General features: G+C 68.1%; 14 protein-coding genes. 4 read left to right on the top strand and 10 right to left on the bottom strand.

The features are described from left to right. Nucleotides 1–4 precede the first annotated feature (4 nt). Genes ASD42_RS24595 through ASD42_RS24585 form a run of 3 tightly spaced genes read left to right on the top strand, consistent with a single transcriptional unit; the run spans nucleotide 5 to nucleotide 8336 of the window. Nucleotides 5–6394: a type I polyketide synthase gene (locus ASD42_RS24595; protein ID WP_056820869.1), complete on the top strand. Its 6390-nt coding sequence runs from the start codon at nucleotides 5–7 to the stop codon at nucleotides 6392–6394. 39 nt (nucleotides 6395–6433) lie between these two features. Further along, nucleotides 6434–7456, top strand: a complete 1023-nt coding sequence (locus ASD42_RS24590) for an NADP-dependent oxidoreductase (protein WP_056820868.1) — start codon at nucleotides 6434–6436, stop codon at nucleotides 7454–7456. A 1-nt stretch (nucleotide 7457) separates the two neighbouring features. Further along, nucleotides 7458–8336: an SDR family NAD(P)-dependent oxidoreductase gene (locus ASD42_RS24585; RefSeq protein ID WP_056820866.1), complete on the top strand. Its 879-nt coding sequence runs from the start codon at nucleotides 7458–7460 to the stop codon at nucleotides 8334–8336. A gap of 54 nt (nucleotides 8337–8390) precedes the next feature. Here the strand turns inward: ASD42_RS24585 and ASD42_RS24580 are convergent, their stop codons facing one another. The 5 genes from ASD42_RS24580 to ASD42_RS24560 all read right to left on the bottom strand — a co-directional run bounded on the left by ASD42_RS24580 (nucleotide 8391) and on the right by ASD42_RS24560 (nucleotide 20253). Then, nucleotides 8391–9653, bottom strand: coding sequence for an FAD-dependent oxidoreductase (locus tag ASD42_RS24580; RefSeq protein WP_056820865.1), 1263 nt, complete (start codon nucleotides 9651–9653; stop codon nucleotides 8391–8393). After that, nucleotides 9650–15094, bottom strand: coding sequence for a type I polyketide synthase (locus tag ASD42_RS24575; protein ID WP_056820864.1), 5445 nt, complete (start codon nucleotides 15092–15094; stop codon nucleotides 9650–9652). Before ASD42_RS24575 ends, ASD42_RS24580 begins: the two co-directional genes overlap by 4 nt. Nucleotides 15095–15127: 33 nt before the next feature. Continuing rightward, entirely contained in the window at nucleotides 15128–17281 is a 2154-nt protein-coding gene (locus tag ASD42_RS24570) for an AMP-binding protein (RefSeq protein ID WP_063893730.1), read from the bottom strand. Between the two features lie 25 nt (nucleotides 17282–17306). Further along, entirely contained in the window at nucleotides 17307–18212 is a 906-nt protein-coding gene (locus ASD42_RS24565; RefSeq protein WP_056820862.1) for a menaquinone biosynthetic enzyme MqnA/MqnD family protein, read from the bottom strand. A 70-nt stretch (nucleotides 18213–18282) separates the two neighbouring features. Further along, the gene (locus ASD42_RS24560; RefSeq protein ID WP_056820861.1) at nucleotides 18283–20253 is read right to left on the bottom strand and encodes a helix-turn-helix transcriptional regulator; all 1971 of its coding nucleotides are present in this window, start codon (nucleotides 20251–20253) and stop codon (nucleotides 18283–18285) included. 460 nt (nucleotides 20254–20713) lie between these two features. Between ASD42_RS24560 and ASD42_RS24555 the strand changes: the two genes are divergently transcribed. Then, entirely contained in the window at nucleotides 20714–21487 is a 774-nt protein-coding gene (locus tag ASD42_RS24555) for a thioesterase II family protein (RefSeq protein ID WP_056820860.1), read from the top strand. A 98-nt stretch (nucleotides 21488–21585) separates the two neighbouring features. Here the strand turns inward: ASD42_RS24555 and ASD42_RS24550 are convergent, their stop codons facing one another. The 5 genes from ASD42_RS24550 to ASD42_RS24530 form a co-directional block, all read right to left on the bottom strand. Then, nucleotides 21586–23043 carry an FAD-binding protein gene (locus ASD42_RS24550; protein ID WP_063893729.1) on the bottom strand — a complete coding sequence of 486 codons (1458 nt, stop codon included), beginning with the start codon at nucleotides 23041–23043 and terminating at the stop codon, nucleotides 21586–21588. Between the two features lie 206 nt (nucleotides 23044–23249). Further along, nucleotides 23250–23435 (bottom strand): hypothetical protein, encoded by a 186-nt coding sequence (locus ASD42_RS34555; RefSeq protein WP_056820857.1) that lies wholly within the window; start codon nucleotides 23433–23435, stop codon nucleotides 23250–23252. After that, nucleotides 23432–23677, bottom strand: coding sequence for a nuclear transport factor 2 family protein (locus tag ASD42_RS35900; protein WP_084787288.1), 246 nt, complete (start codon nucleotides 23675–23677; stop codon nucleotides 23432–23434). The genes ASD42_RS34555 and ASD42_RS35900 overlap by 4 nt, the downstream gene beginning before the upstream one ends. Nucleotides 23678–23757: 80 nt before the next feature. Continuing rightward, nucleotides 23758–24222, bottom strand: a complete 465-nt coding sequence (locus ASD42_RS24535; RefSeq protein WP_056820855.1) for a pyridoxamine 5'-phosphate oxidase family protein — start codon at nucleotides 24220–24222, stop codon at nucleotides 23758–23760. 70 nt (nucleotides 24223–24292) lie between these two features. Further along, the gene (locus tag ASD42_RS24530) at nucleotides 24293–25774 is read right to left on the bottom strand and encodes an FAD-dependent oxidoreductase (protein WP_156677568.1); all 1482 of its coding nucleotides are present in this window, start codon (nucleotides 25772–25774) and stop codon (nucleotides 24293–24295) included. Nucleotides 25775–25897 lie beyond the last annotated feature (123 nt).

The following is a 25897-nucleotide window of genomic DNA, read 5'->3' as shown; positions in this document are numbered from 1 at the left end:
AGCCATGACGCCACACGACAACGAACTGGTCGAAGCGCTCCGTAGTTCGCTGCTGGAAGGCGATCAGCTACGCAAGCGCAACGATCAGCTCAGTGCCCAGCTGTCCGAACCGATCGCCATTGTGGGCATGGCCTGCCGACTACCCGGCGGCGCCGATTCGCCGGACCGGTGGTGGACGCAGTTGCTCGAAGGCGCGGACAGCATCGGCGACTTCCCCGGTGACCGGGGCTGGGCCGACGAACCGGACGCGCCGCCGTATCCCCATCTCGGTGGATTCCTGTACGACGCCATGGATTTCGATCCGGCGTTCTTCGGGATCTCGCCGCGTGAGGCGCTCGCGATGGACCCCCAGCAGCGGCTGCTGCTGGAGGTCGGGTGGGAGGCGATCGAGAGCGCGGGTATCGATCCGGTCAGCCTGCGCGGCAGCGAGACCGGTGTGTACGCGGGGGTGATGTACCACGATTACGCCGATCGCCTGCACGCCGTGCCCAAGCAGGTGGAGGGTCATCTGCGCACGGGCAGTCTGGCCAGTGTCGTGTCCGGCCGGGTCGCCTTCGCACTCGGGCTCACGGGTCCGGCGGTGACCATCGACACGGCGTGTTCGTCGTCGTTGGTGGCGTTGCATACTGCGGCGCAGGAGCTGCGTCGTGGTGGCTGTTCGATGGCACTGGTCGGCGGCGTCACGGTGATGTCGACGCCGAAGGTGTTCGCCGAGTTCGCGATGCAGGGCGGGCTGGCCACCGACGGCCGGTGCAAGTCCTATGCCGCGGCCGCCGATGGGACCGGATGGTCCGAGGGCGCGGCGGTGCTGCTGGTCGAAAAGCTCTCGGACGCACGCCGTCTCGGCCACGAAGTCCTCGCCGTGTTGCGCGGCAGTGCGGTGAATCAGGACGGTGCGTCGAACGGTTTGACCGCGCCGAGCCGACCGGCGCAGGAACGGGTGATCGGGCGGGCGCTGGCGGCCGCGGGCCTGACCGCCGACGACATCGACCTCGTCGAAGGGCACGGCACGGGCACCCGGCTGGGCGATCCGATCGAGGTGCAGGCACTGCTGGCCACCTACGGGCAGGGGCGGACCCGTCCGCTGCTGCTCGGATCGGCGAAATCGAACATCGGCCACACCCAGGCCGCCGCGGGCGTGGCCGGGGTGATCAAGGCTGTGCTTGCGATGCGTGGCGGAGTCGTCCCGCCCACGCTGCACGTCGATGACCGCACGCCGCACGCGGATTGGGACAGCGGCGCGATCGAACTCGTCACTACGGCCCGGCCGTGGCCCGAGACCGGCAGGCCCCGGCGCGCGGCGGTGTCGTCGTTCGGCATCAGCGGCACCAACGCGCACGTGATCCTCGAATCCGACACAGTCGGCGCCATGGTCGGCGAACCGCTGACGGTTACCCCGGTCGACGCACCGCTGACACCGTGGATCCTGTCCGCCAAGACTTCGGCGGCGTTGCGCGCCAACGCCACCCGGCTCGCCGAGGCGCTCGCCGAGCATCCCGAACACGCGGCCGCCGATGTGGGCTTCAGCGCGGCGGTGAGCCGTTCCCGGTTCAGTCACCGAGCCGTCATCCTGGGCCACGGTCGCGACGAGCTCGAATCCGGGCTGGCGGCGCTGGCGGCGGGCACCGAGTCCAGCGCGGTCCACCTCGGCTCGGCGGACTCCTCGGCCCGCGTGGCGATGCTGTTCCCTGGCCAGGGTGCCCAGCGGGTCGGTATGGGCGCGACGCTCGCCGCGCGCTATCCGGTCTTCGCCGCTGCCTTCGACGAGGTGTGCGCCCACCTGGACGACACACTGGGTCGATCCCTGCGCGAGCTCGTCATCGACGGCGCGGGCGAGCCGGGACTGCTCGACCGCACCGGCTACGCCCAGGCCGCGCTGTTCGCGACCGAGGTGGCACTGTTCCGGTTGCTCGAATCATTCGGTGTGCGACCGGATTTCCTCGTCGGACACTCCATCGGCGAGGTGAGCGCGGCGTATCTGGCCGGGGTCTGGTCGTTGGCCGACGCCACCCGCTTGGTCGCGGCGCGCGGCACCCTGATGCAGTCGCTGCCCGAAGGTGGGGCGATGCTGTCGATCGCCAGCGACGAGCAGACCGTCGCGGCGCTGATCGCCGAGGGGTCCACCCAGGTGAGCATCGCCGCGGTGAACGCGCGCCGGTCGGTGGTGATCTCGGGTGCCGACGCTGCCGTCGCCGAGATCGCCGCGCACTTCGACGAGGCGTCGGTGAAACGCCTGCGGGTGAGCCATGCGTTCCATTCGCCGTTGATGGCGCCGATGCTCGCCGAGTTCGCCGCCGTGTGCGCCGATCTCACCTATCACGCGCCGAAGATTCCGGTGGTGTCCAACCGCACCGGCGCACGCGCCACCGCGGCGGAGCTGTGCTCGCCCGAGTACTGGGTGGGCCATGTCAGCGACCCGGTGCGCTTCGCCGATGGGTTGAGTTGGTTGCGTGGATCCGGTCGGGTGGGCGTTTTCCTGGAGGTCGGGCCGGGTGCGGCGCTGTCGTCGCTGGTCCTGGCCGACGACGACGGTTCGTCGAACGCGGTTGTCGCGCCGTTGCTGCGCCCCGCGCAGGACGAGGAGCTCTCGGTGTACACCGCGCTGGCCCGCGCCTATTCGGCCGGCGTCGCAGTGAATTGGGCCGGACTGCCCGCGCTGGCGAGCGGTCGACGAATCACGTTGCCTACCTACGCTTTCGAGCACCAGCGTTTCTGGTTGACGGCCGAGGCCGGTGCCGGTGATGTCACGGCCTCGGGTCTGGACGCGGCGGCGCATCCCCTGCTCGGGGCGGAGATCTCGGTCGCCGACAGCGGTCGCGTCGTCCTGACCGGCGTGTTGTCGACGCGGACGCACCCGTGGCTGGCCGATCACCGGATCGACGGCCAGATCGTGGTGGCGGGCACGGTGTTCGTCGAATTGTTGTTGCGAGCGGCCGACAGTGTCGGTTGTGACCGCGTCGACGACCTCATCGTCGTCGCCCCGCTGACGCTGAGTGGCACCGATGACGTGCGCGTCCAACTCATCGTCGATGTACCGCAGGACGGCCGTTACCCGGTGACGGTGCACTCCAGCGAGGGTGCGGGCTGGCGCCGCCATGCCGAAGCCACCCTCAGCTCGGGCGGCGAACTCGGCGAGCGCGCCGCGACCGACACCGGCTCGGCGGCGCCGTGGCCGCCCGAAGGCGCGGTGCCGGTCGAGACCGCCGACTTCTATCAGCGGCTCGAGCGACTCGGCTATCAGTACGGACCGTTGTTCCGGTGTGTTCGCCAGTTGTGGCGCCGTGGGGACGACGTGTTCGCCACCGTCACCGCGCCAGACCACCTCGACACCACCGCGTTCCACCTGCACCCCGCGTTGCTCGACGCCGCGCTGCACGGCATGGTCGACACCGAACCCGGTGCGCCCCTGCGGTTGCCGTTCAGCTGGGAGGGCGTGCGGCTGCACGCGGTGGGTGCGTCGGTTCTGCGCGTCTCGCTCACGGCGACGGCGCCCGATCGTCTCCGGGTCACCGCCGACGACACCGCGGGCCGACCGGTGCTGTCGGTGGACGCCCTGCTGCTGCGCGAGTCGGGGGGATCCGACGAGCGGACCCGATCCAGCGCGCATCCGCTCTACGCGGTGGAGTGGATTCCACTGCCCGGCGTAGCGCTGCCGAGTGCGCCCTCGGCGCCCGTGCCGAGCATCGCCGACCTCGAGGGCACGCAGAGCGCACCCGAGCACGCGGTCCTGGTCGTCGCATCACACGGCACCGACGAGCCCTCGGACGTGCGCGCCACCACGGCGCTGGTCCTGGACCAGGTCCAGCGATTCCTCGCGACCGAACGCCTGACCGACACCACGCTGGTCGTGGTGACGCGCGGTGCGGTGGCGGTCGAGGTGACCGATACCGTCGATCTGCGCGGTGCGGCGATCTGGGGACTGCTGCGGTCGGCCCAGACCGAGAACCCGGATCGGCTGCTGCTGCTCGACCTCGGCCCCGACACCGTGCTCGATGACGCTGTCGTCGCGACTGTCGCGGCCGGCGAGCCGCAGGTGGCCTGGCGCGGAGCGAGTGCCTCGGTGCCGAGAATGATCCGCCACGACATACACGACGTGGCCGACCCGATCCGTGATCCGCACTGGCGGTTGACGATCGGAGAGAAGGGCACGCTGACCACGATCGGTCTGACCCGCCTCGCCGAGGATCCCGTTCCCGTGTTGGCCCCGGGCCGGGTACGGGTGCGGATGCGGGCGGCCGGCATCAATTTCCGCGACGTGCTGATCAGCATCGGCATGTATCCGAATCCGGACGCCGTACTCGGCGGCGAGGGCGCCGGTGTGGTCGTCGACGTGGCGCCCGACGTCACCGACTTCGCGCCCGGCGATCGAGTGATGGGTCTGTTCGACGGTGTGGGGTCGACGGTGGTCACCGACCACCGCACGATCGTGCGGATTCCGGAGGGCTGGTCGTTCCATCAGGCCGCCTCGGTACCGGTGGTGTACCTGACCGCGTACTACGGTCTGCTCGACCTGGCGAACCTGCGCGCGGGCCAATCCCTGCTGATCCACGCCGCGACCGGTGGCGTCGGTACCGCCGCTCGGCAATTGGCGAAGCACTGGGGTGCGCGGGTCTACGCGACCGCTAGTCCGGGCAAGCAGAACGTGCTGGTCGCGGACGGGTTGGCGCTCGAGCGGATCGCCAATTCGCGGACCCTGGACTTCGAGGAACAGTTCCGTGTCGCGACCGACGGCGACGGTGTCGACGTCGTCCTCGATTCGCTGGCAGGCGAATTCGTCGACGCGTCGCTACGGCTGCTGCCGCGCGGCGGGCAGTTCGTCGAGATGGGCATGACCGATCGCCGTGATCCCGCCGCGATCGCCGGCCGGTATCCGGGCGTCGGCTACCACTCGTTCCTCATCACCGAGGTCGCGCCCGACCGGATCGCGCAGATGCTGGCCGAGATCGTGGCCCTGTTCGACGCGGGCGCGCTCACCCCACCGCCGGTCACCACCTGGGACGTCCGGCAGGCCACCAGCGCCCTGCGGTTCGTGAGCCAGGCCCGCCAGGTCGGCAAGGTGGTCCTCACCGTGCCGCCGCCGCTGGACCCGAGCCGCACCGTCATGATCACCGGCGGTGTCGGCACGATCGGTGCCGCGCTCGCCCGACATGTCGTGGCCGAGTACGGAGTTCAGCGCGTGCTGCTGACCTCCCGACGCGGTGCCGAGACGCCGGGCGCGGCGGAACTCGTCGCCGAGCTGCGCGAGGGCGGCGCCGACGCCACGGTCGCCGCGTGCGATGTCGCCGACCGGGCCGCGTTGGCGGCCCTGCTCGCCGGTATCGATCCCGAGCGCCCGCTCGGCGCTGTCATCCACTGCGCGGGCACTGTGAGCGACGCGGCGTTCGAGAAGTTGACCGTCGAGGATCTGGACCGGGTGCTGCCCGCGAAGGTCGACGCCGCCTGGAACCTGTACGAGCAGACCCGCGACCTCGACCTGTCGGCGCTGGTCCTGTTCTCCTCGGCGGCAGGCGTTCTCGGCAACGCGGGCCAGGCCAACTACGCGGCGGGCAACGCCTACCTGGACGGGCTCGCGGTGCGCGCCGCCCGATCCGCGGTGCCCGCGACATCGTTGGCGTGGGGGCTGTGGGCACAGCGAAGCGGCGTGAGTGGACATCTGGCGCAGCGAGATCTGGACCGGATGGCCCGCAACGGGTTCACGCCACTGTCCACCGCGGAGGCGTTGGGGCTGTTCGACGCGGCGCTGACGTCGGGCACGCCGGCATCGGTGCCGATGCGCATCGACGTCGCGGCGGCGAGGGCCTCGGCCACGGCCGGGTCGCCGGTACCCACGATGTTGAGTACGATCGTTCGTATGCGTCGCAATGCGCAGTCGGCGTCGGTGTCGGAGAACACCGCGCTGCTGCTCGTGGGGCGCAGTGGCGCCGACCAGCGTCGCGTCGTGTCGGAGCTACTGGCACGACATGTGGCCACCGTGCTCGGTCGGGTGGCCGATGAAGCACTCGATCCACAACAGAGATTCGTAGACATGGGGTTCGACTCGTTGACAACGGTCGAGCTCCGTAACCACCTGAAGAAATCGATGGGCGTCATGCTGTCGACGACAGTGATGTTCGACTATCCGACACCGTATGCGCTCACCGAACACCTGTGTGGCCTGCTGGCATCCGATGCCGACTCGGTCGCGCCACTGCTCGGCGAATTGACCGCTCTGCTCGACAGATTGGGCGGGGCCGATCCGTCGGACGCCGAACGCGATCGTGCCGTCGCCGGACTGCTCGAGGCCGCGCAACGACTGCGTGGCCCACAACAACCCGACGTCGTCGGTGATCGGATCGATCTGGCCGACGACACCGCGATTTTCGAGTTCATCGACAGCAACCCCGCGTCGGCATGACCCCGGCGCGTCGTTCCACCCTGAGCGAAGGAGCTTGCCTTGCCTGTTACCAGCCGTGAATGGCGTTTGATCGCCCGTCCAGACGGAACCCCCTCGCTCGCCGATGTCGAACTGGCCACGGTGACGCTGGCCGATCCCGCCCCCGGCCAGGCACTGATCCGCAACGACTGGATGTCGGTCGACCCGTATATGCGCAGCCGGATGAACGCGGGCGTCGGCTATCTGCCGCCGTTCGATCTCGACGTCGCGCTGACCGGTGCCGCCGTCGGTACGGTGATCGCCTCGGCCAACGACGCTCTTCCGGTCGGCGCGGTAGTCAGCCACTTCGACGGCTGGCGCGAGTACACCCTGGCGGCCTGGGCGCAGCCCCTCGACGTGACCTCCGTTGCGCCCCAGGCGTATCTGGGCGTGCTCGGCACGACCGGGCTCACCGCGTACGTCGGGCTCACCGAGGTGGCGAAGGTGAGCGAGGGTGACGTGGTGTTCATCTCGGCGGCGGCGGGCGCTGTCGGTTCGGTGGCCGGTCAGCTGGCGCGCAAGCTCGGGGCCAAGCTGGTGATCGGGTCGGCGGGTGGACCGGAGAAGACCCGAAAGCTGGTGGAGGAGTTCGGGTTCGACGCGGCGATCGACTACCGCGCAGGCGATGTGGCGGGCCAGTTGGCCGCTGCCGCACCGGGCGGAATCGACGTCTACTTCGACAATGTCGGCGGCGAGCAGCTCGATGCCGCGCTCGGCGCGATCAAACCCCACGGCCGCGTGGTCCTGTCCGGCTCGCTCGCGACCATCGACGCCGACACCGACTCGCTGCCCCCCGGCCCGAAGAACCTGCCATTGATCATCGGCAAGCGAGTGTCGCTGTTCAGCATGAACGCCGCCGACTACTTCGCGGTCCTGCCCGACTACCTTGCCCAGGCGAAGGGCTGGCTGGCCGACGGCTCGCTGAAGGCCGAGGAGACGGTGTTCGACGGGATCGAGAACGCGTTCGAGGCGTATTCGGCGATGATCCGCGGCGAGAACATCGGCAAGACCGTGGTGTCGCTGTCCGAGTCGGCCGAGGGCTGAGATGGCTGACCCGGCGCCCGGATCGATGTCCGGGCGCACTGTCGTCATCACCGGTTCGACCAGCGGTATCGGCTACGCGGCCGCGGCGGCCCTCGGCGGCGCGGGCGCGACAGTGGTCGTGCACGGGCGTGATCGGCGGCGGACAGCGACCGCGGCGCAGCAGCTGGGCGCCGCGGGCGCGGGGCGTTTCGTTCCGGTCGCCGCCGATCTCGGCTCGTTGAGCGGGGTGCGCGCGTTCGCCGAACAGGTGGGGAGGGCCGCGCCCGGCGGTGTGCACGTGTTGCTCAACAACGCGGGCGGCGGTTTCGCCGACCGTGAGCTCTCACCGGACGGGGTGGAGCGGTCGTTCGCCCTCAACCACATCGCCGTCGCGGCGGTGACGCACCGGCTGTTCGACGGACTGCGTACCGGCGCCGACTCGGCCGGGGTGCCGTCGCGGGTGATCGTGACATCATCGTTCATGGAGAAACGCGGCAACCCGAACCTGGACGACTGGTCCTACGACCGGAAGTTCCGCCAGGTCGCGGCGTACTGTGACGCGAAGTTGGCTGCCCTCGCCTACAGCTACGCGCTCGCGCTGCGGTGGCAGGGCTCCGGGGTCACCGTGAACGCGGCCGATCCGGGCGCGGTGGCGACCCAGTTCGGCGTGGCGGCAGGCGGATTGTTCCGGGTGATCCAGACCGTGGGGCGCCCGTTCATGACCAGTGCGCACAGCGGGGCGGCCCCGCTCGTCCGGTTGGCCACCGACCCGGAGTTGGCACACGACAGTGGCGGCTACTACGACAAGAACGGACCTGCCCGTTCGTCGTCGGCGTCGCGGGACCCCGCGTTCGGCGCCCGCGTTGTCGAACGCACCGCCGCTGTCGTCGGTGTGGACTGATCTCCTGGTACCGATACGAGAAACGGGGCCTGTCACCAGGCCCCGTTTCTCGTATCAGTGGGAATCTATCGTGGGCAGGTAGGCGCCCTGGTGGATGAGATGTTTCTGGACCGCGCCGACGGCGAGCGCCGTTGTGCGGTCGGCGTAGACCGCCGCGGCGATGCCCGCGGCGTGTCCGGTGGCGAACGCGGTGCCCATCACCCGCAGTGACGCCCCCGCGAGGCGGTCGGCGTCGACGACGCGGCCGGCGGCGAACAGGTTGACGGTGTCGATGCTCTGGAGCACGCCGAACGGGATGTCGTAGAAGCCGTCGTCGTCGATGAACTCCCACTGCGGAAGGACACCGGCGCCGGGGTGGTATTCGATCGGCCAGGCGCCGAGGGCGATGACGTCCTCGGACCGGGCGCCGCTGCGGACCTGGTCCACTGTCAGCTGATAGGTGCCGACGACGTGGCGTGACTCCCTGGTACCGATCTCGGGGCCGGTGCTCACGATGTAGGCGCGCTCCCATCCCGGGATGGCGCGCAGCGCGGTGAGATAGTCGCGCGCCTGGATCCGCGCGTGGGTCTGCGCGCGCGCCAGCTGCCCCACGTCGCGGGCGTCGTATGCTTCGTCGACCACATAGGTGATGACGTCACCCGACACCGGCAGGCGCGCGACGAGTCCGCGTTCGGCCAGCAGCGGAGCGCCGCCGGATTTGGCGGCCCGGATGGCCGCCGACAGTGTGTCGCGGGCGATGTCGGCGTCCGCCGCGATACCACCGAATCGGACACCGAGCGTGCCGTTCTGGACGATTCCGTCGTTGCCGTAGCGCACCGTGGCGCCGCTGAACGTCGCCAGATCGGCCTCGCCGGTCGCATCGACGAACGCGGCCGCGCTGATCTGGCGAACACCCTGATGATCGGCGACGCGAATCGACATGATCTCGCCGGCGCCACGATCGGCGGCGACGAGCTGGCTGTCGAGATGGACTTCGACGCCCGCCTCCGCGCAGATCTTGTCGAGGACGACTTTCACCGCTTCCGGATCGAAAACGACGGCGACCGAAGTGAATCGGGTCGGCGGGGTCACCGCGTCCATCGCCCGTAGGCCGGCCAACACCTCGTCGGCGATGCCGAACACCACCTGCTGCGGCGGGTCCGACCTGGTGTAGATCCCGCAGTAGGTGAGCACATTGCGCAGCGTGGCCGCCCCGCCGAGGCACGGACCGCGTTCCACCAGCAGTGTTCGAGCGCCCGCCCGGCTGGCGCCGACGGCGGCGGCAACCCCGGCGGATCCGCCACCGACCACGACGACGTCGTATTCCTGATCGTTCACGCTACGGTCCTGTCGTTGTCGCCGCGAGCCATCCGGATCAGCTCGGCCGCCGACATCGCCGCGATCGCGGCGGTGCCGGGGTCGGCCACTTCGGCGAAGCGGTCGGGGGCGGTCGGTTCGTGGCTCGCCGGTTCGTCGGCCAGCCGCAACACCGAATCGAGCAATCCGACCTCGCGTAGTCGCTGGATCGGAATCCGTGCCAGTGTCGCGCGCACGGCATCGTCGGAAAGTCCTGTTGTGGAAGGGATCTCGGCCTCGAGACGTTCCTCGAGATGAGCGGCCACGTCATCCGGTGTCGGATAGTCGAAGACCAGGGTGGCGGGCAGGCGCAAGCCGGTCGCCGCACCCAACCGGGTGCGCAACTCCATTCCGGTGAGCGAGTCGAAACCGAGTTCCTTGAACGAGCGGTCGGCGTCGACAGTCGAGTCCGCGGCGTGGCCGAGGACGGTCGCGATGGTGTCGCGCACCAGATCTCGCACGTATTCGCGGCGGCTGTCGGTGTCCATCACAGCGATTCGGGCGGACAAGGCGGTCGGATCGGTGGCGCCGGTGTCGAGGCGCCGGGTGGCGCCCGCGCCGATATCGGTGCGCCGACGCGGGCGGATCAGGTCGCGCAACGGCGGTGGCGCACCGGCCGGATCGAGCGCGCCGGCCTCGAGTGCGACCGCGGCCAGGAAGGTCTCCTCGCGCTCGCACGCCGCGTCGAACAGGCGCAGCCCCTCGGTGTCGGACAGCGCGACGATGCCGGTGCGCGCCAGACGGGCGTGATCGGTGGCGTCGAGGTGGCCGGTGATGCCGGTCTGACGGGCCCACAGACCCCAGGCCAGCGCCGTCGCGGGCAGCCCTTCGGCGCGGCGTTGACCGGCGAGGGCGTCCAGGTAGGCGTTCGCGGCGGCGTAGTTGCCCTGACCGGCCGCGCCCAGGACGCTCGCGACCGAGGAGAACAGCACGAACGCGGTCAGATTCAGCTCGCGGGTGGCGTTGTGCAGGTTCCATGCTCCGTCCACCTTGGGACGCAGCACCCGCTCGAACTGCTCGGGGGTCAGCGTGTCGACCACACCGTCGTCGACCACACCGGCCGCGTGCACCACCGCGATGAGCGGGTGCTCGGCCGGGACCGTCGCGATCGCCTCCGCCAGGGCGGCACTGTCGGTGACGTCGCAGGCAGCCGTGGTGACCTGGACCCCGCGGGCCGTCAGCTCGGCGGTGTCGATGGCGCCGCGGCTCACCAGCAGCAGATGCCGGACCCCGTGCTCGTCGGCGAGGTGTCGTGCGACCAGCCCACCGAGGCCGCCGCTCGCACCGGTGATGAGCACGGTTCCCTCGGGGTTCCATACTGATGCGCGCTGGTCGGACTCGGCCGTGCGCCGCTGCGCGGGAACCAGTCGTGGCGCGAGGAATCGGTCGGCGCGGACCGCGATCTGGGGTTCGCCGTAGGGCAGGGTGGCCGGTTCGCCGTCCAGCACGTCGACCAGGACGAACCGGCCAGGATGCTCGGTCTGCGCCGAGCGCACCAGGCCCCAGACCGCCGCGCCGCCCGGATCGCCCACGGTCTCCGAGCCGACGGCGACAGCGCCGCGGGTACGGATGGTCAGGACGGCGGATTCCTCCTCGGCCAGCCATGATCGCAGCCGGTCCAGGGTCGCGGTCAGCGCGACGCGAACCCCGGCGGGCGTCGGGTCGCTCGCGGGCACATCGAACCAGGTCGGCGCCGCGCCGGTGATGTCGGCGGTGCGTCCCTGCGCCGGGCGCGCGGTACCGGGCAGTTCCACCCAGGAGAGCCCGAACAGCGAGTCGACGGTGCGTCCGTTCACCGACCCGGCCTCGAGCATCTTCGGGTCGACGGTCCGCAGCACCAGTGCCGCCGCCGACAGCACCGGGCGATCGGCGGTGTCGAGGATTTCGACGGTCGAATGATCGTCGACGATGCTCAGCCGGGCACGCAGCGGACCTGGCCCCGGCACGCGATGCAGTCGAATACCCCGCCAGGAGAAGGGAAGTCGCGTTCGCTCGGCGTCCACCGAGGCGAGCGGGTGCAGTGCGGCATCCAGGATCGCCGGATGGACGCGGTGTCCGTCGCTGTCCAGCTCGGGTGCGAGCACCACGTCGGCGAACAGGTCGTCACCGCGCGTGAACAGCGCGGTGGCGCGGAAGGTCGACCCGTAGTGGAAACCGGCCGCCGCGAGTTCCCGGTAGCGCGCGTCGACGTCGATCGGCACCGCGCCCGTGGGCGGCCAATCGCGCACCGCTGTGGGACCGGTCGAATCGTGTACCGGGCCGTCGGCGCCGAGGGTGGCCTCCACGTGGCGCGTCCACGGATCCGCCGCGTCGTCGCCGACGCGGGAGTGGATGGTCAGCGATCGGGTGCCGTCGGGCTCGGGCGCACCGACCACGGCCTGCAACGACAGCGTCGCGTGCGCGGGCACGATCAACGGCGCCACCACCGTGAGTTCGTCGACGGAGCCGAGCTCGTCCTGGCCGCACCAGCTCGCGGCGAACAGCGCCATGTCGACGAAGGCGGTCGCGGGCAGCAGCGCGGCGCCGTGGATGACGTGGTCGTCGATCCACGGGCAGCCCTCGCGCGACAACGACCCGGAGAACAACACCGCGTCGTCGGCCAGCGTCATCGCGCGGTCGAGCAGCCGGTGCCCGGTGCTGGTGGCGCCGGGCAGCTCGTCCGAGCCCGCGTCGAGCCAGTACCGGCGACGTTGGAAAGCGTGCGTCGGCAGCGGCACCGGCTCGGCGCCGGTGGGTTCGGGGTACCAGTCGACCGGTGTTCCGGCCGCGAAGACGGTCGCGAGGCCGGCGATCACCGCGTCGGTCTCGTCGCGACGTCCCGGCAGCAGCGGCGCTGTGGTCACGCCGGTCTGTCCGGTGAACGCTTCCCTGGCCAGTGCCGTCAGGGTGGTTCCCGGTCCGATCTCGAGGAACATGCGCACGTCGCGATCGGCATGCAGGCCGGTGATCCCGTCGTAGAAGCGCACCGGCTGACGAACCTGCGCGGCCCAATACTCGGGCGTGCACAGCACCTCCGGATCGGCCACCGCGCCGGTCACGTCGGACACGAGGGGGATCCGGGGCGGGTGGTATTCGAGGCGACGGCACACCTCGGTGAACTCGGCGAGCATCGGATCCATCAGCGGTGAATGGAACGCGTGCGCCACCTGGAGTCGTTTCGTGCGGCGGCCCAAGGTCTCCAAGGTGGCCGCGATCTCGTCCACCGCCGTGTCGGTGCCGGAGAGCACCACCGCGGCCGTGCCGTTGATCGCCGCCACCGACACCGCGTGTTCGCGGCCGACCAGCAGCGGCGCCACCTTGTGTTCCCCGGCCGCCACCGCGAGCATCGCGCCGCGGCCGGGCAAGCGGTCCATCATGTGCCCGCGCGCGACCACCAGCTCTGCCGCGTCGGCCAGGCTCCACACGCCGGCCAGATAGGCGGCGGTCAGTTCGCCGATGGAATGGCCGATCAGGAAATCGGGTCGCAGACCGAAGGATTCGGCCAACCGGTAGAGCGCCACTTCCACTGTGAACAGTGCGGCCTGGGTGTAGCTGGTGCGGTCGAGGCGCTGCGCGGCCGCGGTGCCGGGCTCGGCGAAGATCACCTCGGCCAGCCCGAAGCCGTCGAAGCGCCGATCGAATTCGGCGCATATCTCGTCGAAAGCCGCTGCGTAGGTAGGACTTGTCGCATAGAGCGTGCGAGTCATGCCGTTGCGCTGGGCGCCCTGGCCCGGGAACATCACCGCGATCCGACCTTCGTGGGCGACGCCGCACACGACACTGGGGGATTCGCCGCCGACCGCCAAGGTGTCCAAGCCGGCCAGCAACTCGCCGCGGTCGCGTCCGAAGATCACGGCGCGGTGGGCGAATATCGACCGGGTGGCGGTGAGTGCGCGCCCGGTCGGGGTGGGGGCGAGGTCAGGTCGCGCGCGGACCCACTGCGCGAGCCGTCCCGCCTGGTCGGCGAGGGCGGCGTCGGACTTGGCCGACACGACCCACGTCGCCAGCGGCGAGGCTTGCTCCCGTGCGGCCGGTGTCGAATTCGACTGTGCCGGTTCGGTTTCCGGGGCCTGCTCCACGATGACGTGGGCGTTGGTCCCGCTGATCCCGAACGACGACACCCCACCGCGCCGTGGTCTGCCGGTCTGCGGCCACGCCCGGCTCTCGGTGATGGGCTGTACGGCGCCATCCGCCCAGTCGACGTGCGGTGTCGGGGCGTCGACGTGCAGCGTGGCGGGCACTGTCGCGTGCTGGATCGCCATGATGGTCTTGATCACGCCCGCGACGCCCGCTGCCGCCTGGGTGTGTCCGAGGTTCGATTTCACAGATCCCAGCCACAGCGGCTCGGCGTCGCGTTCCCCGCCGAACACGTCGAGTAGGGCGCGGACCTCGATGGGATCGCCGAGGGTGGTACCGGTGCCGTGTCCGTCGAGCATGTCGATGTCGCCGGGCTGTATCCCCGCGGCGCTCAGCGCCTGCCGGATCACGCGCTGCTGAGCGGCCCCGTTCGGCACCGTGAGTCCGGTGGAGGCGCCGTCGGAATTCACCGCGGATCCGCGCAACACCGCCCGTACCTGATGGCCGTTGCGGATCGCGTCGGAAAGACGTTCCAGGACCAGGATGCCGACACCTTCGGAGAATCCGGTGCCGTCCGCGCCTGCCGCGTACGCCTTGCAGCGACCGTCACGGGCGAGGCCCCGCTGGCGACTGAACTCTACGAAGCTCGACGGGCTCGACATCACGGTCACCCCGCCCGCCAGTGCCAGTTCGCACTCGCCGCCGCGCAACGCCCCGATCGCCTGGTGCATCGCCACCAGCGACGAGGAGCACGCCGTGTCCACTGTCACCGTGGGCCCGGTGAACCCGTAGACGTAGGACAGCCGACCCGACAACACACCGCTCGCGCTACCGGTGCCGAGTTGGGCTTCCAGTTCGACGGGCACGGTGCGTAGCCTGCTGGCGTAATCGTGGTACATCGCGCCGACGTACACACCGCATTCGCTGCCGCGCAGCTGCGTCGGGTCGAGGCCCGCGTGTTCGAGCGCTTCCCACGACACCTCGAGCAGCAGCCGTTGCTGCGGATCCATCGCCAGTGCCTCGCGTGGTGCGATGCCGAAGAAGTCGGCGTCGAAATCAAGCGCGTCGTCGAGGAATCCGCCGGTGCGGGCATAGACGGTGCCGGGATGATCGGGATCGTCGTCGAACAGCGAATCCAGTCGCCAGCCGCGGTCATCGGGGAAATCCGACACCACATCGGCGCCGGAGTTCACCAAGTCCCACAGGTCGTCCGGCGATTGGATGCCACCGGGATAGCGGCAGCCGATGCCGACGACGGCGATCGGTTCGCTGCGTGCGGCTTCCAACCGGTGCAGGTCGTTTCTGGTCTGCAGTAGTGCGCTGGCAGTGCGCCGCAGATAGTGCCGCAGCGTTGTCTCGTCGGTCATCGACAGGTACCTCTCAGGCCGGGATCGGGGTACTCAGACCGATCCGAGTTCAGCGTCGAGCAGGGTGAACAATTCGGAATCGGATGCTTCGGCTACGGGGTCTGGTCGGGTCATCGTGGCTTCGGTCGTCGCGAGACGATTGAGCGAACTACGCAGCCGGGTGCGAAGTTCGGTGCGCAGCGCGTCACTCGGCGGGTCCTGCCGGACCACCCGCTCGAACTCGGTCAGGTGCTCGAGGGCAGGGAAGCGGCGGACTTCGGCGGCCAGTTGGGTGTGCAGGTGCTTCACCAGGGCGCCGACCGTCGCGTGGTCGAAGACCACAGTGGTCGGCAGACGCCGACCCAGCGCGACGCCGAGCCCACGGCTCAGCTCGACCGCCGCGAGTGAACTCAACCCGAGGTCGTCGAAGCGGTCCTGTGCCGTGAGCGTGGCGGGCGCGGCGTGCATGGTGCGGGCGATGCTCGCGGTCACCAGATCGAAGACCGCCCGGCGCTGCTCGTCGGGCGGCAGGGAAGTCAGGGTTCGCAATCCGCCCGCGCGCGGCTCCGCTGCGGTGCCGGCTGTTCGCGCGGGCCCGCCCGCTGCCGCTTCGCTGAAGCGGTGTTCGTCGCCATCGGCCAGCACGGCGCGAATATCGACCTTGTCGATCTTGCCCATCGCGTTGCGGGGGATCTTTTCGGTGTGCACCACGCGGGTCGGCAGTTTGTACCGAGCCAGCTCTGTCCGTGCGAAGCGGCGCAGTTCGACCAAGCTCGGCTCGATCCCTTTCTGGCACAGCACGATCGCGACGACACTCTCGCCCTCGTGCGGGTCGGGCACGCCGACCACCGCCACATCGACGATGCCGGGGAAGCGGGCGAGCACCTGCTCGACTTCGGCGGAGTACACGTTGTCCCCGCCCACGATGATCATGTCCTTGAGCCGGTCGACGAGGTAGAGGCAGCCGTCGTCGTCGAGATAACCCACGTCACCGGTGTGGAACCAGCCATCCGCGTCGAACGAGGCGGCGGTGGCGACATCGTTGTTGCGGTAGCCCCCTGCCACGGTTGGACCGCGCAGGCACACCTCGCCGCGGGCGCCCGGCTCGTCGAGAACATTTCGGCTCGCCGGGTCGATCACCCGGATCTCGGTGTAGGGCAACGGCAGTCCTGCCGAGGCAGGCGCCGTCGCGGCCTGCTGGGCGGGCAGACAGGTCGCGAACAAGGTCTCGGTCAGGCCGTATGCCTGTTGCAGGGTCACGCCGCGGTCGAGGTAGCGGCCGATGAGTTCGGCGTGTGCCGGGGCTCCTGCGGTGACAGCGGTGCGCAGCGCCGACAGGTCGGCGTCGGCGAATTCGGGTACCGCGGCCGCCGCCGCGAACATCGCGGGTACCGCGAACACCGTGTTGACCCGGTAGTCGACGAGGTCTGCCAGCAGATGCGTCGGCTCGAAGTCGCGGCGCAGCACCACCGTTCCGCCGCGCAGCAGGGTGCGCAAGGTGAAGCAGCCGAACGGCGCGGTGTGGAACAGCGGTGCCACCACCAAGGTGATGTCCCCAGGCATCGCGGGTGCGACCATGTCCAGGTTCACGCCGTTCCACCAGAGGTTGCCGTGGGTGAGTTCCACGCCCTTGGGACGGCCGGTGGTGCCCGAGGTGTAGGTGAGCATCGCGACCCGGTCCGCGTCGCAGCGCAGTGGGGTCGACCGGTCGTCGGCGAACTCCTCGGAGGGTGTGCGGTCGGCGAAGGCGGGGGAAGTGGCCGGTCCGTCGAGAACCGGATCGCCGGGCGCCCACAGCAGCCGCACCCGGTCGTTATCTGTCTCGGCCAGTGCTTCGGCCACGATCTGGCGATGGCCGGGCTCCACGATCAGCGCATGTGGGGCGCAGTCATCGAGAATCAGCGCGAGCTCCGGCGATGTCAGCCGCGAGTTCACCGGCACGAAAACCGCACCGATCCGAGCCGCGGCCAGGAAGGTGGTCAGAAAGGCGAGGCTGTTGCCGCCGAGATAGCCGATCCGCTCGCCTTCCACCGCACCGCTGTCCGACAGCGTGGCGGCCAATCGCCTGGACTGTGCCGCGACCACGGCATAGCTGTAGGTAGCGCCCTCGTACACCACCGCGACCTGCTTGCCACGATTCCTGGCCAGCTCGTCGACGCGCGCGGCCGGACTCAGATCGCTGCTGAACGGTGACCCGTGAAATGGCATCACTATCTCCTTCGTCGGTCTCGGCTCAGGCCGAATCGAGCAGCGTCGTAAAAACATCCACCGGAAAGCCCGCCGCGGGGCCGCCCACCCGCGCCGCGAACTCGGCGATACCGGCGAGGTGTCGTGGGCCGAGTCCGAAGTCGAGTGCGTCGGTGTAGTACCGGCGCAGGGTGGAGGCGTCGAACTCCTCCCAGTGAGCCAGGCGTTCGCAGAGCTCGTCCATCTCTGACATGGCGATGTCGCGGGCGGCGAGCAGGTCGGCGTGGACGCGGCGCACGGTTTCTGGTTCCCGCTCGACGAAGTCGCGCCGGGCCGCGATCACCGCGAACACGAAGGGCAGTCCGGTCCAGTCCCGCCACATCTGCCCGAGGTCGTGCACCAGCAGTCCCGCGGCGGGAGCGTCGAACAGCGCGGCGCGTAAGGCCATGTCACCGATCAGCACCGCCGCGGGCGCCTGTGCCAGCATTGTTTCCAGGTTCGGCGGACTCACGAAATACTCGGGCTGGACCCCGATATGTTCCGAGAGGAGTAGTTTCGTCAGCCGCACCGAGGTCCTGCTGGTGGAGGTGAGCGCGACGCGTTCGCCGTCGAGCTGATCGAGCGGAATCTTGCTCACGATCAGACAGGACATGACCGGGCCGTCGCAGCCGATCGCGATGTCGGGCAACATCACGAGTTGGTCGGAGTGGCTCAGGAACTCCATCAGGCTGATGGGACCCATGTCGAGATCGTCGGCGACCAGTGCGTCGCTGAGGTTCTCCGGCGTGTCGCGGACTAGATCCAGATCGATGAGATTGCCTGTGCGAGCGAGCCCCCAGAGGATCGGCAGCCAGTTCAGGAACTCGATGTGCCCGACTCGTGGCCGTCGCTGACCGGGGGATCGACGGCGGGGGGACCGGTTTGTCGAGCCGGCACCGGAGATTGTGCGCATGACCTCACTGTCGCGTCATCGGTGATGCGTGCAAACCCCTATGCGTCCCCTAATGGGCTTGTTACCGGTCCTAGCTGGCTTCCGATTCGATCGTCCACTGCGCCGGATCACCCAGCACCATCATCAGATCGGCGCGTCGATGCACTCCGACTTTGCGGTAGATCCGGGTCAGGTGTTGTTCGACTGTGCTCTGCGTGATGTGCAGCTCGCGCGCCACGTCGCGGTTGCGGCTGCCCGTCGCGACCAGCCTGGCGACCTTGAGTTCGGCCGGGCTGAGCGTCTCGGTGGTCCGGTCCGTGCGTTCGGTCTCGAGGAGCGGACCCGGGCCGTTTGTCGTCCCGGCCAATCGACGTTGCAGGGGTTCGGCGCCGCACTGCTCGGCCAGGAGCTGTGCGCGTCGCGTCGCGGCCCGCGCCCGGTCACGCTCGCCGAGCGAGCGATAGGTCTGCGCGAGATCGGCCAGCGCCGTCGCCAGTTCGAAGGTGTCGTTGCCCGCCGACGCGAGATCGACGGAGAGGCGTCGCAATTCCAGGTGCCGTTCGCACAGGTCGGTGGCGGCGATCAGCCGCAGCGACACCCCGCCGCTCGAATGCTTGGTGACGGACCCGAGGTGCGTCAAGTGCGCCAGCGCCCAATAGTGGGCGCCATGGCGGTCGCCCTGTGCCAGCGAGACCATGGCCAGGTCGTTACGCCAGGCCATCAGACCGGGGATGTCCATGTTCCATCGCTGCATCCGACCGCCGCAGGCCGCGAAGTCCGCGTAGGCCTGTTCGTAGTTGTTCGTGGCCAGCATGTACTGGCCACGCGCGCGCAGCCACGGCAGCGCGACCCGTGAGTTCAGGACGGTCTCCGGTAGTTCGATGTCGAGGTAGCCTGCCGCTTCCTGATAGCGGCCCGCCGCGGTCAACGCGGAGACCAGCGCGGCCACTGCCAGGCCGACATAGTTGCCCAGGTTCTCGTCGCGCACCCGAACCAGCGCGCCGTCGCCGAGCGCGATCGTCGCCTCCAGCTTGCCTTCTCGCAGCAGGATCGCCGACCGCCAGATCGCGAAGATGGAACGCCAGGCAGGTGCCCGCCGCGCGGTCGCCTCCAGCATCAACGCCTCGCACCAATACCCGGCCACATCGAGCCGATCGATGTAGATCAGCGCATCCAGGGCCATCAGCAACGCGCCCAATGTCGTGTCGTCGAGCCGGTGTTCGCGGATCAGCCGCTCCGCCCGCGCGACGATGGAGTCGGACGCGCCGTTCGCGAAGACATCGAGCAGCAGCCGAGCTGCTTCCTCGTCGGGTTCGGCCCAACCCTGCTGCGGGAACAGCGCGGAGTCTTCCTGGAACTGCGCGCGCAGCAGAACCGCGGGCGAATCCGCAGAGTGGTTGTCGCGGATCTCGAGCAGCCCCGGATAGTTGCACGACAGCCATTCCTGCATGGCGCCGCGCGCCGCGACGCCGGATTCCTCACCTGCGGAGGCCGCGTCGTCGAGCATCCGCAGAGCGATGCGGGCTTCACCGAGTCGGCCGTGCCAGAGCAGATAGCGCGCGGTTGTCGGGAGACACTGCACCGGGATCGCCCCGTTACGCAGTGCGGTGACAAGCCGCGCGAAGCTGCGGTTCGCCGTAGACGGATTCAGCCGCCAGCGTACGACCGCGATGATCAGCAGGATTACCGCGCCCTCGCTCCCGTCGCGGGTCAGTCGCCAGGCGAGCTCGAGGTAGTCGATCGCCTTGGAGACTTGGTCCTCGGCGATGGCGGCCGCGGCCGCTCGACGCAGAACCGGTACGGCCCAAGGGAATCGGATGTCGTCGGCGCCCAGTAACTGGTCGGCGACCCGCACATCCGGCGCTTCGCGATCGTGCAGCACCTCCGCCGCTCGGTGGCGTAGCCGCTTCCGTGTCGACAACGGTGTCTCACGGAGCACCGCTTCGCGCAAATCGCGGCGCCGAAACTCTGTGTAGGCAATGAGTTTCGCGTCGGTCAGCTCACCGATGACCGCGCGTAGTGACTCGATGTCGATGGCGAGGATCTGAGCCAGGATCGGCAATGAGACGGCCTCGTCGAGTACTGCGAGTAACTGGGCGACTTGAAATTGTCGCGGTCCGCCTTTTCGTAGTTCTGCCAATACGGCTGCCGCTGGTCGCGGCCACTGCACCGAACTTTCCCCTGGGTCTTTCGATGTTGACCCTGCGCTGCTTCCGATAACACTCAACGTGGCGACCCCCGATAGCTGTTCATGAGCCTTGCTCACGAAAATCGATCTCGAACCATCGTGGACAACATCGTCCCTTGGATGACGATAGCGGCACCCGGGGGCTTTTGTTAACGGAGGATCCGGCGGCGGTGGTATGTGAGCGAAAGTAACCACAGAGTGAAAGCTCTTGTCTCCCAACACTTCCCGGGATCGGCCGAGGTGTGATTCACGCCGCTCCGGCGGGCATGTGAGGCGCCTGCGTTCTATCGTGATGGTTCAGCTACATCGACCACGACATACGGACGCGCTGACTATGGCAGGTACACGAAGTATCGACAGTTTGTGGATTCGTCGCTACCGGGAGGCTGATGGTGGTGCGCCACAACTGATCTGTCTGCCGCACGCGGGCGGCAGTGCGCCCTACTACCTCCCGATGGCCCGCGCGTTGGCGCCGCGGCACGAGGTCATGGCTATCCAATATCCCGGCCGCCAGGACCGCTTCCGCGAGCCCGGCCTCGAGACCGTCGACGACCTCGCTGACCAGATCTTTCCGGTGCTACAGCGCAACGTCACAGACGATTTCGCCTTATTCGGACACAGTTTGGGCGCGACCCTCGCCTTCGAGCTGGCCCGTCGCTTCCATGCGGCGGGCATGATTCCACGTGTGACGTTCGTCTCAGGGCGGCCGGCGCCCTCTCGGCATCGGTTCGGTTGCACCGTTCATCTCGCGTCAGCGGCCGGAATCGTCGCCGAGGTCCGCTCGCTCAGCGGGACCGACGATCAGATCCTCGACGACCCCGAGGTGCTGGCCATGGCGCTACCCGCCCTCCGTAGCGACTACAAGGCCGCCGAGACTTACGATTACCGCCCCGGTCCCGCACTGACCTCTCCGATCCACGCGATGATCGGGGACACGGACCCGATGGTGACCGAGGATGAGGCGCGGGCGTGGGCCGACCACACCACCGCACCGTTCACCCTTGACGTCTACCGCGGCGGCCACTTCTACCTCGCCGAGCATGGCAGCCAGATCATGCGCACGATCGCCGACCGTCTCAGCGGCCACCACCCCGTCGTCGCAGACTGAGAAACCTCGGCACCACCCGCGGCCATCAACGATGTGAATGCAGTAAGCGCCCGTTCAGCAATACTCCAGGTTCCGCTCGCGACAACTACTTCCCGCCGTTAGGCGCCGGCGAACATGTCGACGCCGATACCGAGGATCGACTCGGGATCGTAACGACGCTTGCGGGCGACCAGTTCGGGCCAGCGGTCGCCGTATTCGGCCGCCCAGTCCGCCGTGGTGAAGTCTTGGGAGTCGGCCGCGTATCGGACGCCGCCGAGTGCGCGTGCCCGCTCGTACATCTGGCGATTGCGGGTCAGCCAGTACTCGACGTAGGCGGGGTCGGGGCCCGGATGCAGCGAGGTCCGCAGCACGCTCAGCGTGTGGTAGATATCGCTGCCGTCCGGGTCGGGCAGCCGGAACATCGGATTGGACACTCGGGATCGCCGCACCGTTTTCAGGTCGATCACGCCGAGACCCATGATCTCGGGTGTCCATTCGGGAAATTCCGCGGCGATGAATTCCGCGGCGACCGAGTCGGGCAGCATCACGTCGAACCAGGGCTTGAGCAGCTGGTCGTAGCCGAGGTTCGAGAATGGATCCACCAGGGCGTCGCTGCGGAGCAGATACGGCAACCAGTCGTAGTCCTCCTGGATCGCGAGCACACCGGGGACGGTCCCGCCGCGCAGATAATGTCCGCCATCGGGTTCGGCACCGGGTTCGAAGTACTTCGCGACCGTCACCAGCCGCACCGGGCCCGTGGACCCCGGCAGCCATTCCGAGTGCACCTCGTCGAGCTCACCGCGCAGGGTGAACAGGCGGGTGTCGGTGACATGATCGGCGTTGGAGATGTAGTTGAATCGCCACTCCCGCACCCGCGTCGGCGCGGGGATCAGCGGGATGGTGGCGCGAACGATCACGCCGAACTGACCCAGACCGCCCAGCACCGCCTCGAACAGGTCCCGGTTCCGGGTCGCGGAACAGGTGCGCAGGGTGCCGGTGCCGTCGACGATGTCGAGCTCGAGCACGTTGTCGGTCTGCAGCCCGAAATGGACGTTGGCGCCCGCGCCACCGACCGAGAGGGTGCCACCCACAGTCAATTTGGTGATCGTGGTGATCACCGGCGGCGTGCGTCGACGCGCGTTGTACGTCGCGACGGCCAGGTCGCCCCAGAAGATCCCCGGATCCACGACGACGTGGTCGTCGGACATTTCGTGAATCGCGGTCAACGAACGGGTCTCGATCGCGAGCCCGTCGGTCAGGGACTGGCCGTGGGTGGCGTGGCCGTCACCGCGCGCGCTCACCGGGATCCCCCGCTGACAGCAGAACTGGATCATCTTCTGGATGTCTGTGGCCGAGCCGGGACGCAGGACGGCCGCGGGTATCCTGGTGACGATCTGGCCGCGGTCGGTGGACATACTGGCGCGAGCGCCGTTGTCCAGGAGAAGTTCGCCGTCCAGCTCCGGCACATTGTCGAACGGGGATTGCGCCGCGGCGGTGCCGTGGGTGATCCACTGGCCCGCCACGATGTCGAAGCCGATCACCGCGGCGGTGACCGCGAGCATACGACGTCGACTCATACCGCTACGGTCGGGATTCGGTTCGGTCGAGTAAATCTCGGACAATCCAGCTCTCCGTATCGCGAATACGTTGCCTACCAACGTGATACGGACATCACAGGCGACAGCCGATGCCGTCGCCACCCCTAGCCGACCCCTACCTCGGCTCACCTCCCGATGGCGGGTCCGGACAAGTGGAACCCGGGCCAAGTGGTCGCAGGTGAGGGCTACGGCTGGTGGTGGATGGGGTCGATCCAATGCACGGCTTCGGGCTTCTCGATCGGCTCGATCTCGAGATTGACAACCACGGCTTCGCTGTCGCTGCGCACCAGTACGCATTCCAGGGTGTTCGGATCGAGCGGATCCGCCTTGATCACGCGGACACCGTTGTGCCGCCAGTCTTCGCCAGTCATGGGTGCGCTCTTCCACTTCGGTCGTTAGCGTTCGGAATGATATCGACGATTTTGTCGAGCAGTATCGAGTAGTAGTCGATGATCGTCTTCCTGCCTTCCGATCGGCCGTACTCGCCGTAGTCGGGAACTCTGTGTTCGGTGAAAAGGTCGGCCAGGCTCTCCCAGTTCTGATCGTTCAGATGGTGATGGAACGACGTACGCAACGCCGTGAGTTCTGTGTGAGTTCGATGAGTTGGAGCCAGTTGATCGCAGGGGAAACCGCGATCATGAACAGTAGCGTCGGATCTTGGGCAGCGGGCGCGCTACCGCGGCGAAGGGTGCCCTACTCCGAAGGCGACTGTCGCACATTCGAGAAGGGAGTCTGCCACGCAGTCGGGTCCACAACGGGAAACCGGCGACCGGTCACCACGGTGGGTACGAGTCGAATGAAGAAGTCCTTCGCCCCGGCCTGCCACGGAAAGAGTGGGAGATCTACGGTATCCATCACATCGCCGATCTCACGGATCCCTTCGGCACGACCTTTGACTACCACGCTCCAGGCTTCGTGAGATCCAGAAATGTAGCCGTCGACTTCCAGCGCGACGGGTGCGTCCGACAACGCGGCCGACATCTTGGTACCCCGCGCGGATCGAAACACAATGGTTCCGTGATCGACCGCGTAATTGAGGGGGAAAATGTCCGGATGGTCCTCCACCCACACCGCGAGGCGACCTACCTCCCCGTCGCGGAGTAACGCCCAGCACTCGTTGACAGCGAGTTCCTTGACACTCGGATCGTCGATCCCCATGTTTCCGCCTTCCTGTCAGCGTTGTTTCGCGCATCCTCGTGGACTGGTCCACAGACTGAAATTCTTCGAGCTACACCGGGATCGGACCGCAGCGTACATCGAATCGTGTGTGCACAGTGTCCAGGGTTTGCCGGAGGTGCTCGCGTCCGCGGCGATGGGTGAGCAGGAACCGCGTCGTTCCGATCATGCGGCGCGGCAGCGGGTACCAGCGATCGAGGTCGAATCCGCAATCGAGGAACACTGTGTTCGGGACGCTGTCGACGACGAGGCTGAGGTTGTGCATGGCCAGGGAGCCGAGCACATACGGAAGTGCCGCACTCGACTTCGTCCGTAGGTCCAGTGCGTCGAGTTCGTACAGCGGGACTTCCCTGAGCTTGTCCAAGAACAGTAGGTGGGTCAAGAAGTAACCCATGTAGGACGTCAGATGGAATGTGGCGGAGCGCGGCTGCACCGAGACGACCGCACCGCTGTCGGAAACGTAAGGCTCGTAGGGCGGTGGTGGGTCGCCGCGCAGCAGATATCCGGTGCAGTTCACTATCCAGCTGCCCGGTTGAATCTTCTTCGCCGATCCGCTGCGGAACACCAAGTCGATATCGCCGTCGCGGTCGACGGCATCGACGACGTGATCCATGATCACCTCGTTCAGGCCGTCGGCAATCGTCTTGTTCTCCGATTCCGACAGCAAGCCCAGCAGGTAGTTGCCTGTGGTGGGGGTCAACCACGTGCCGTAGGTCGTGCGAAACCAGGTCGCGACATCGGTCTCGTTGGTCCCGTCGAAGCGCCGACCCAACTCCCGGAAAACGCCGGATGCCAGCGCGCCGCCCCACCATCGTCGGCCGCCGACAGGGAACAAGCGGTCACGGTCGGAAAAGAACGTGCCCGAACCTGCCACGAGGTTCACTTCCCGACCGGGATATTCCGTGATCAGCGTGTGAGCGGTGTCCATCGCGGTCTTCCCCCCGCCCACGATCCACACGGGGGCGTCGCTCGCCCGCATCTCGTCCCTCCGCATATCGCAGAAGTCGGGTGACACCGACACGATGCGTGCGCTGGAAATCTCGAGCGGGCTGTTGGGCACAATCCCGAATCCGATTGCTTTGATCAGTCGCTTCGCCTCGACAACCATGAGCCGGCCATCCGAGGACTTGCAGGTGAGGCGAACAATTCCGGCGGACTCCTCCTGCGAATCCAACGCCCAGCCGAAGTACTCCTCCACCTGAACTCGTTGTCTGACAATCTCGAGGCAGTGTTCGAAGTGGGCGAGCACCTCGTCCTTGGTTGCCAGGTAGGAGCGATCCTGGTCAAGTGTCCACTTGATGTTTCCGGCGGTGAAAAGGCCATGCGGTTGGTGCAGTCGAACGTAGGCATAGGTGTCGACCCACATACCGCCGGAACGATCGCGGCGATCGACCAGGATGATCTTCTGCGAGCGAGACAGGTATCGACTGGCGACGAACAGGGCATTCACCCCGGCGATGCCGGCTCCGACAATGCAGACATCGCAGCGCTCTACCCGAACGGACGTCTCGGCTGACACGACGCCATCTGTCACCGCAACCTCCTTGTGGCGTCACGCTCCAGCGCGTCTTGGTTGCGACCAGTTGGTCCTCTGTCGATCTTCCTCGCAGCCGGCATGATTGTCACCGATGGTTCGCTGTCCTAAGAGCTTCTCTCG

It is taken from the genome of Nocardia sp. Root136 (assembly GCF_001427185.1).
In the GTDB taxonomy this organism is placed as follows: Bacteria; Actinomycetota; Actinomycetes; order Mycobacteriales; family Mycobacteriaceae; genus Nocardia; species Nocardia salmonicida.
The sequence above is the reverse complement of the archived record's forward strand: the minus strand, read 5'-3'. Positions and strand labels throughout refer to the sequence as shown.

What these genes read in the sequence shown, in the direction of transcription:
- ASD42_RS24595 (WP_056820869.1), top strand. Translation starts at nt 5, where the DNA reads ATGACGCCACACGACAACGAACTGGTCGAAGCGCTCCGTAGTTCGCTG.
- ASD42_RS24585 (WP_056820866.1), top strand. Translation starts at nt 7,458, where the DNA reads ATGGCTGACCCGGCGCCCGGATCGATGTCCGGGCGCACTGTCGTCATC.
- ASD42_RS24575 (WP_056820864.1), bottom strand. Translation starts at nt 15,094, where the DNA reads ATGACCGACGAGACAACGCTGCGGCACTATCTGCGGCGCACTGCCAGC.
- ASD42_RS24570 (WP_063893730.1), bottom strand. Translation starts at nt 17,281, where the DNA reads ATGCCATTTCACGGGTCACCGTTCAGCAGCGATCTGAGTCCGGCCGCG.
- ASD42_RS24565 (WP_056820862.1), bottom strand. Translation starts at nt 18,212, where the DNA reads ATGCGCACAATCTCCGGTGCCGGCTCGACAAACCGGTCCCCCCGCCGT.
- ASD42_RS24555 (WP_056820860.1), top strand. Translation starts at nt 20,714, where the DNA reads ATGGCAGGTACACGAAGTATCGACAGTTTGTGGATTCGTCGCTACCGG.
- ASD42_RS24550 (WP_063893729.1), bottom strand. Translation starts at nt 23,043, where the DNA reads ATGAGTCGACGTCGTATGCTCGCGGTCACCGCCGCGGTGATCGGCTTC.
- ASD42_RS34555 (WP_056820857.1), bottom strand. Translation starts at nt 23,435, where the DNA reads ATGACTGGCGAAGACTGGCGGCACAACGGTGTCCGCGTGATCAAGGCG.
- ASD42_RS24535 (WP_056820855.1), bottom strand. Translation starts at nt 24,222, where the DNA reads ATGGGGATCGACGATCCGAGTGTCAAGGAACTCGCTGTCAACGAGTGC.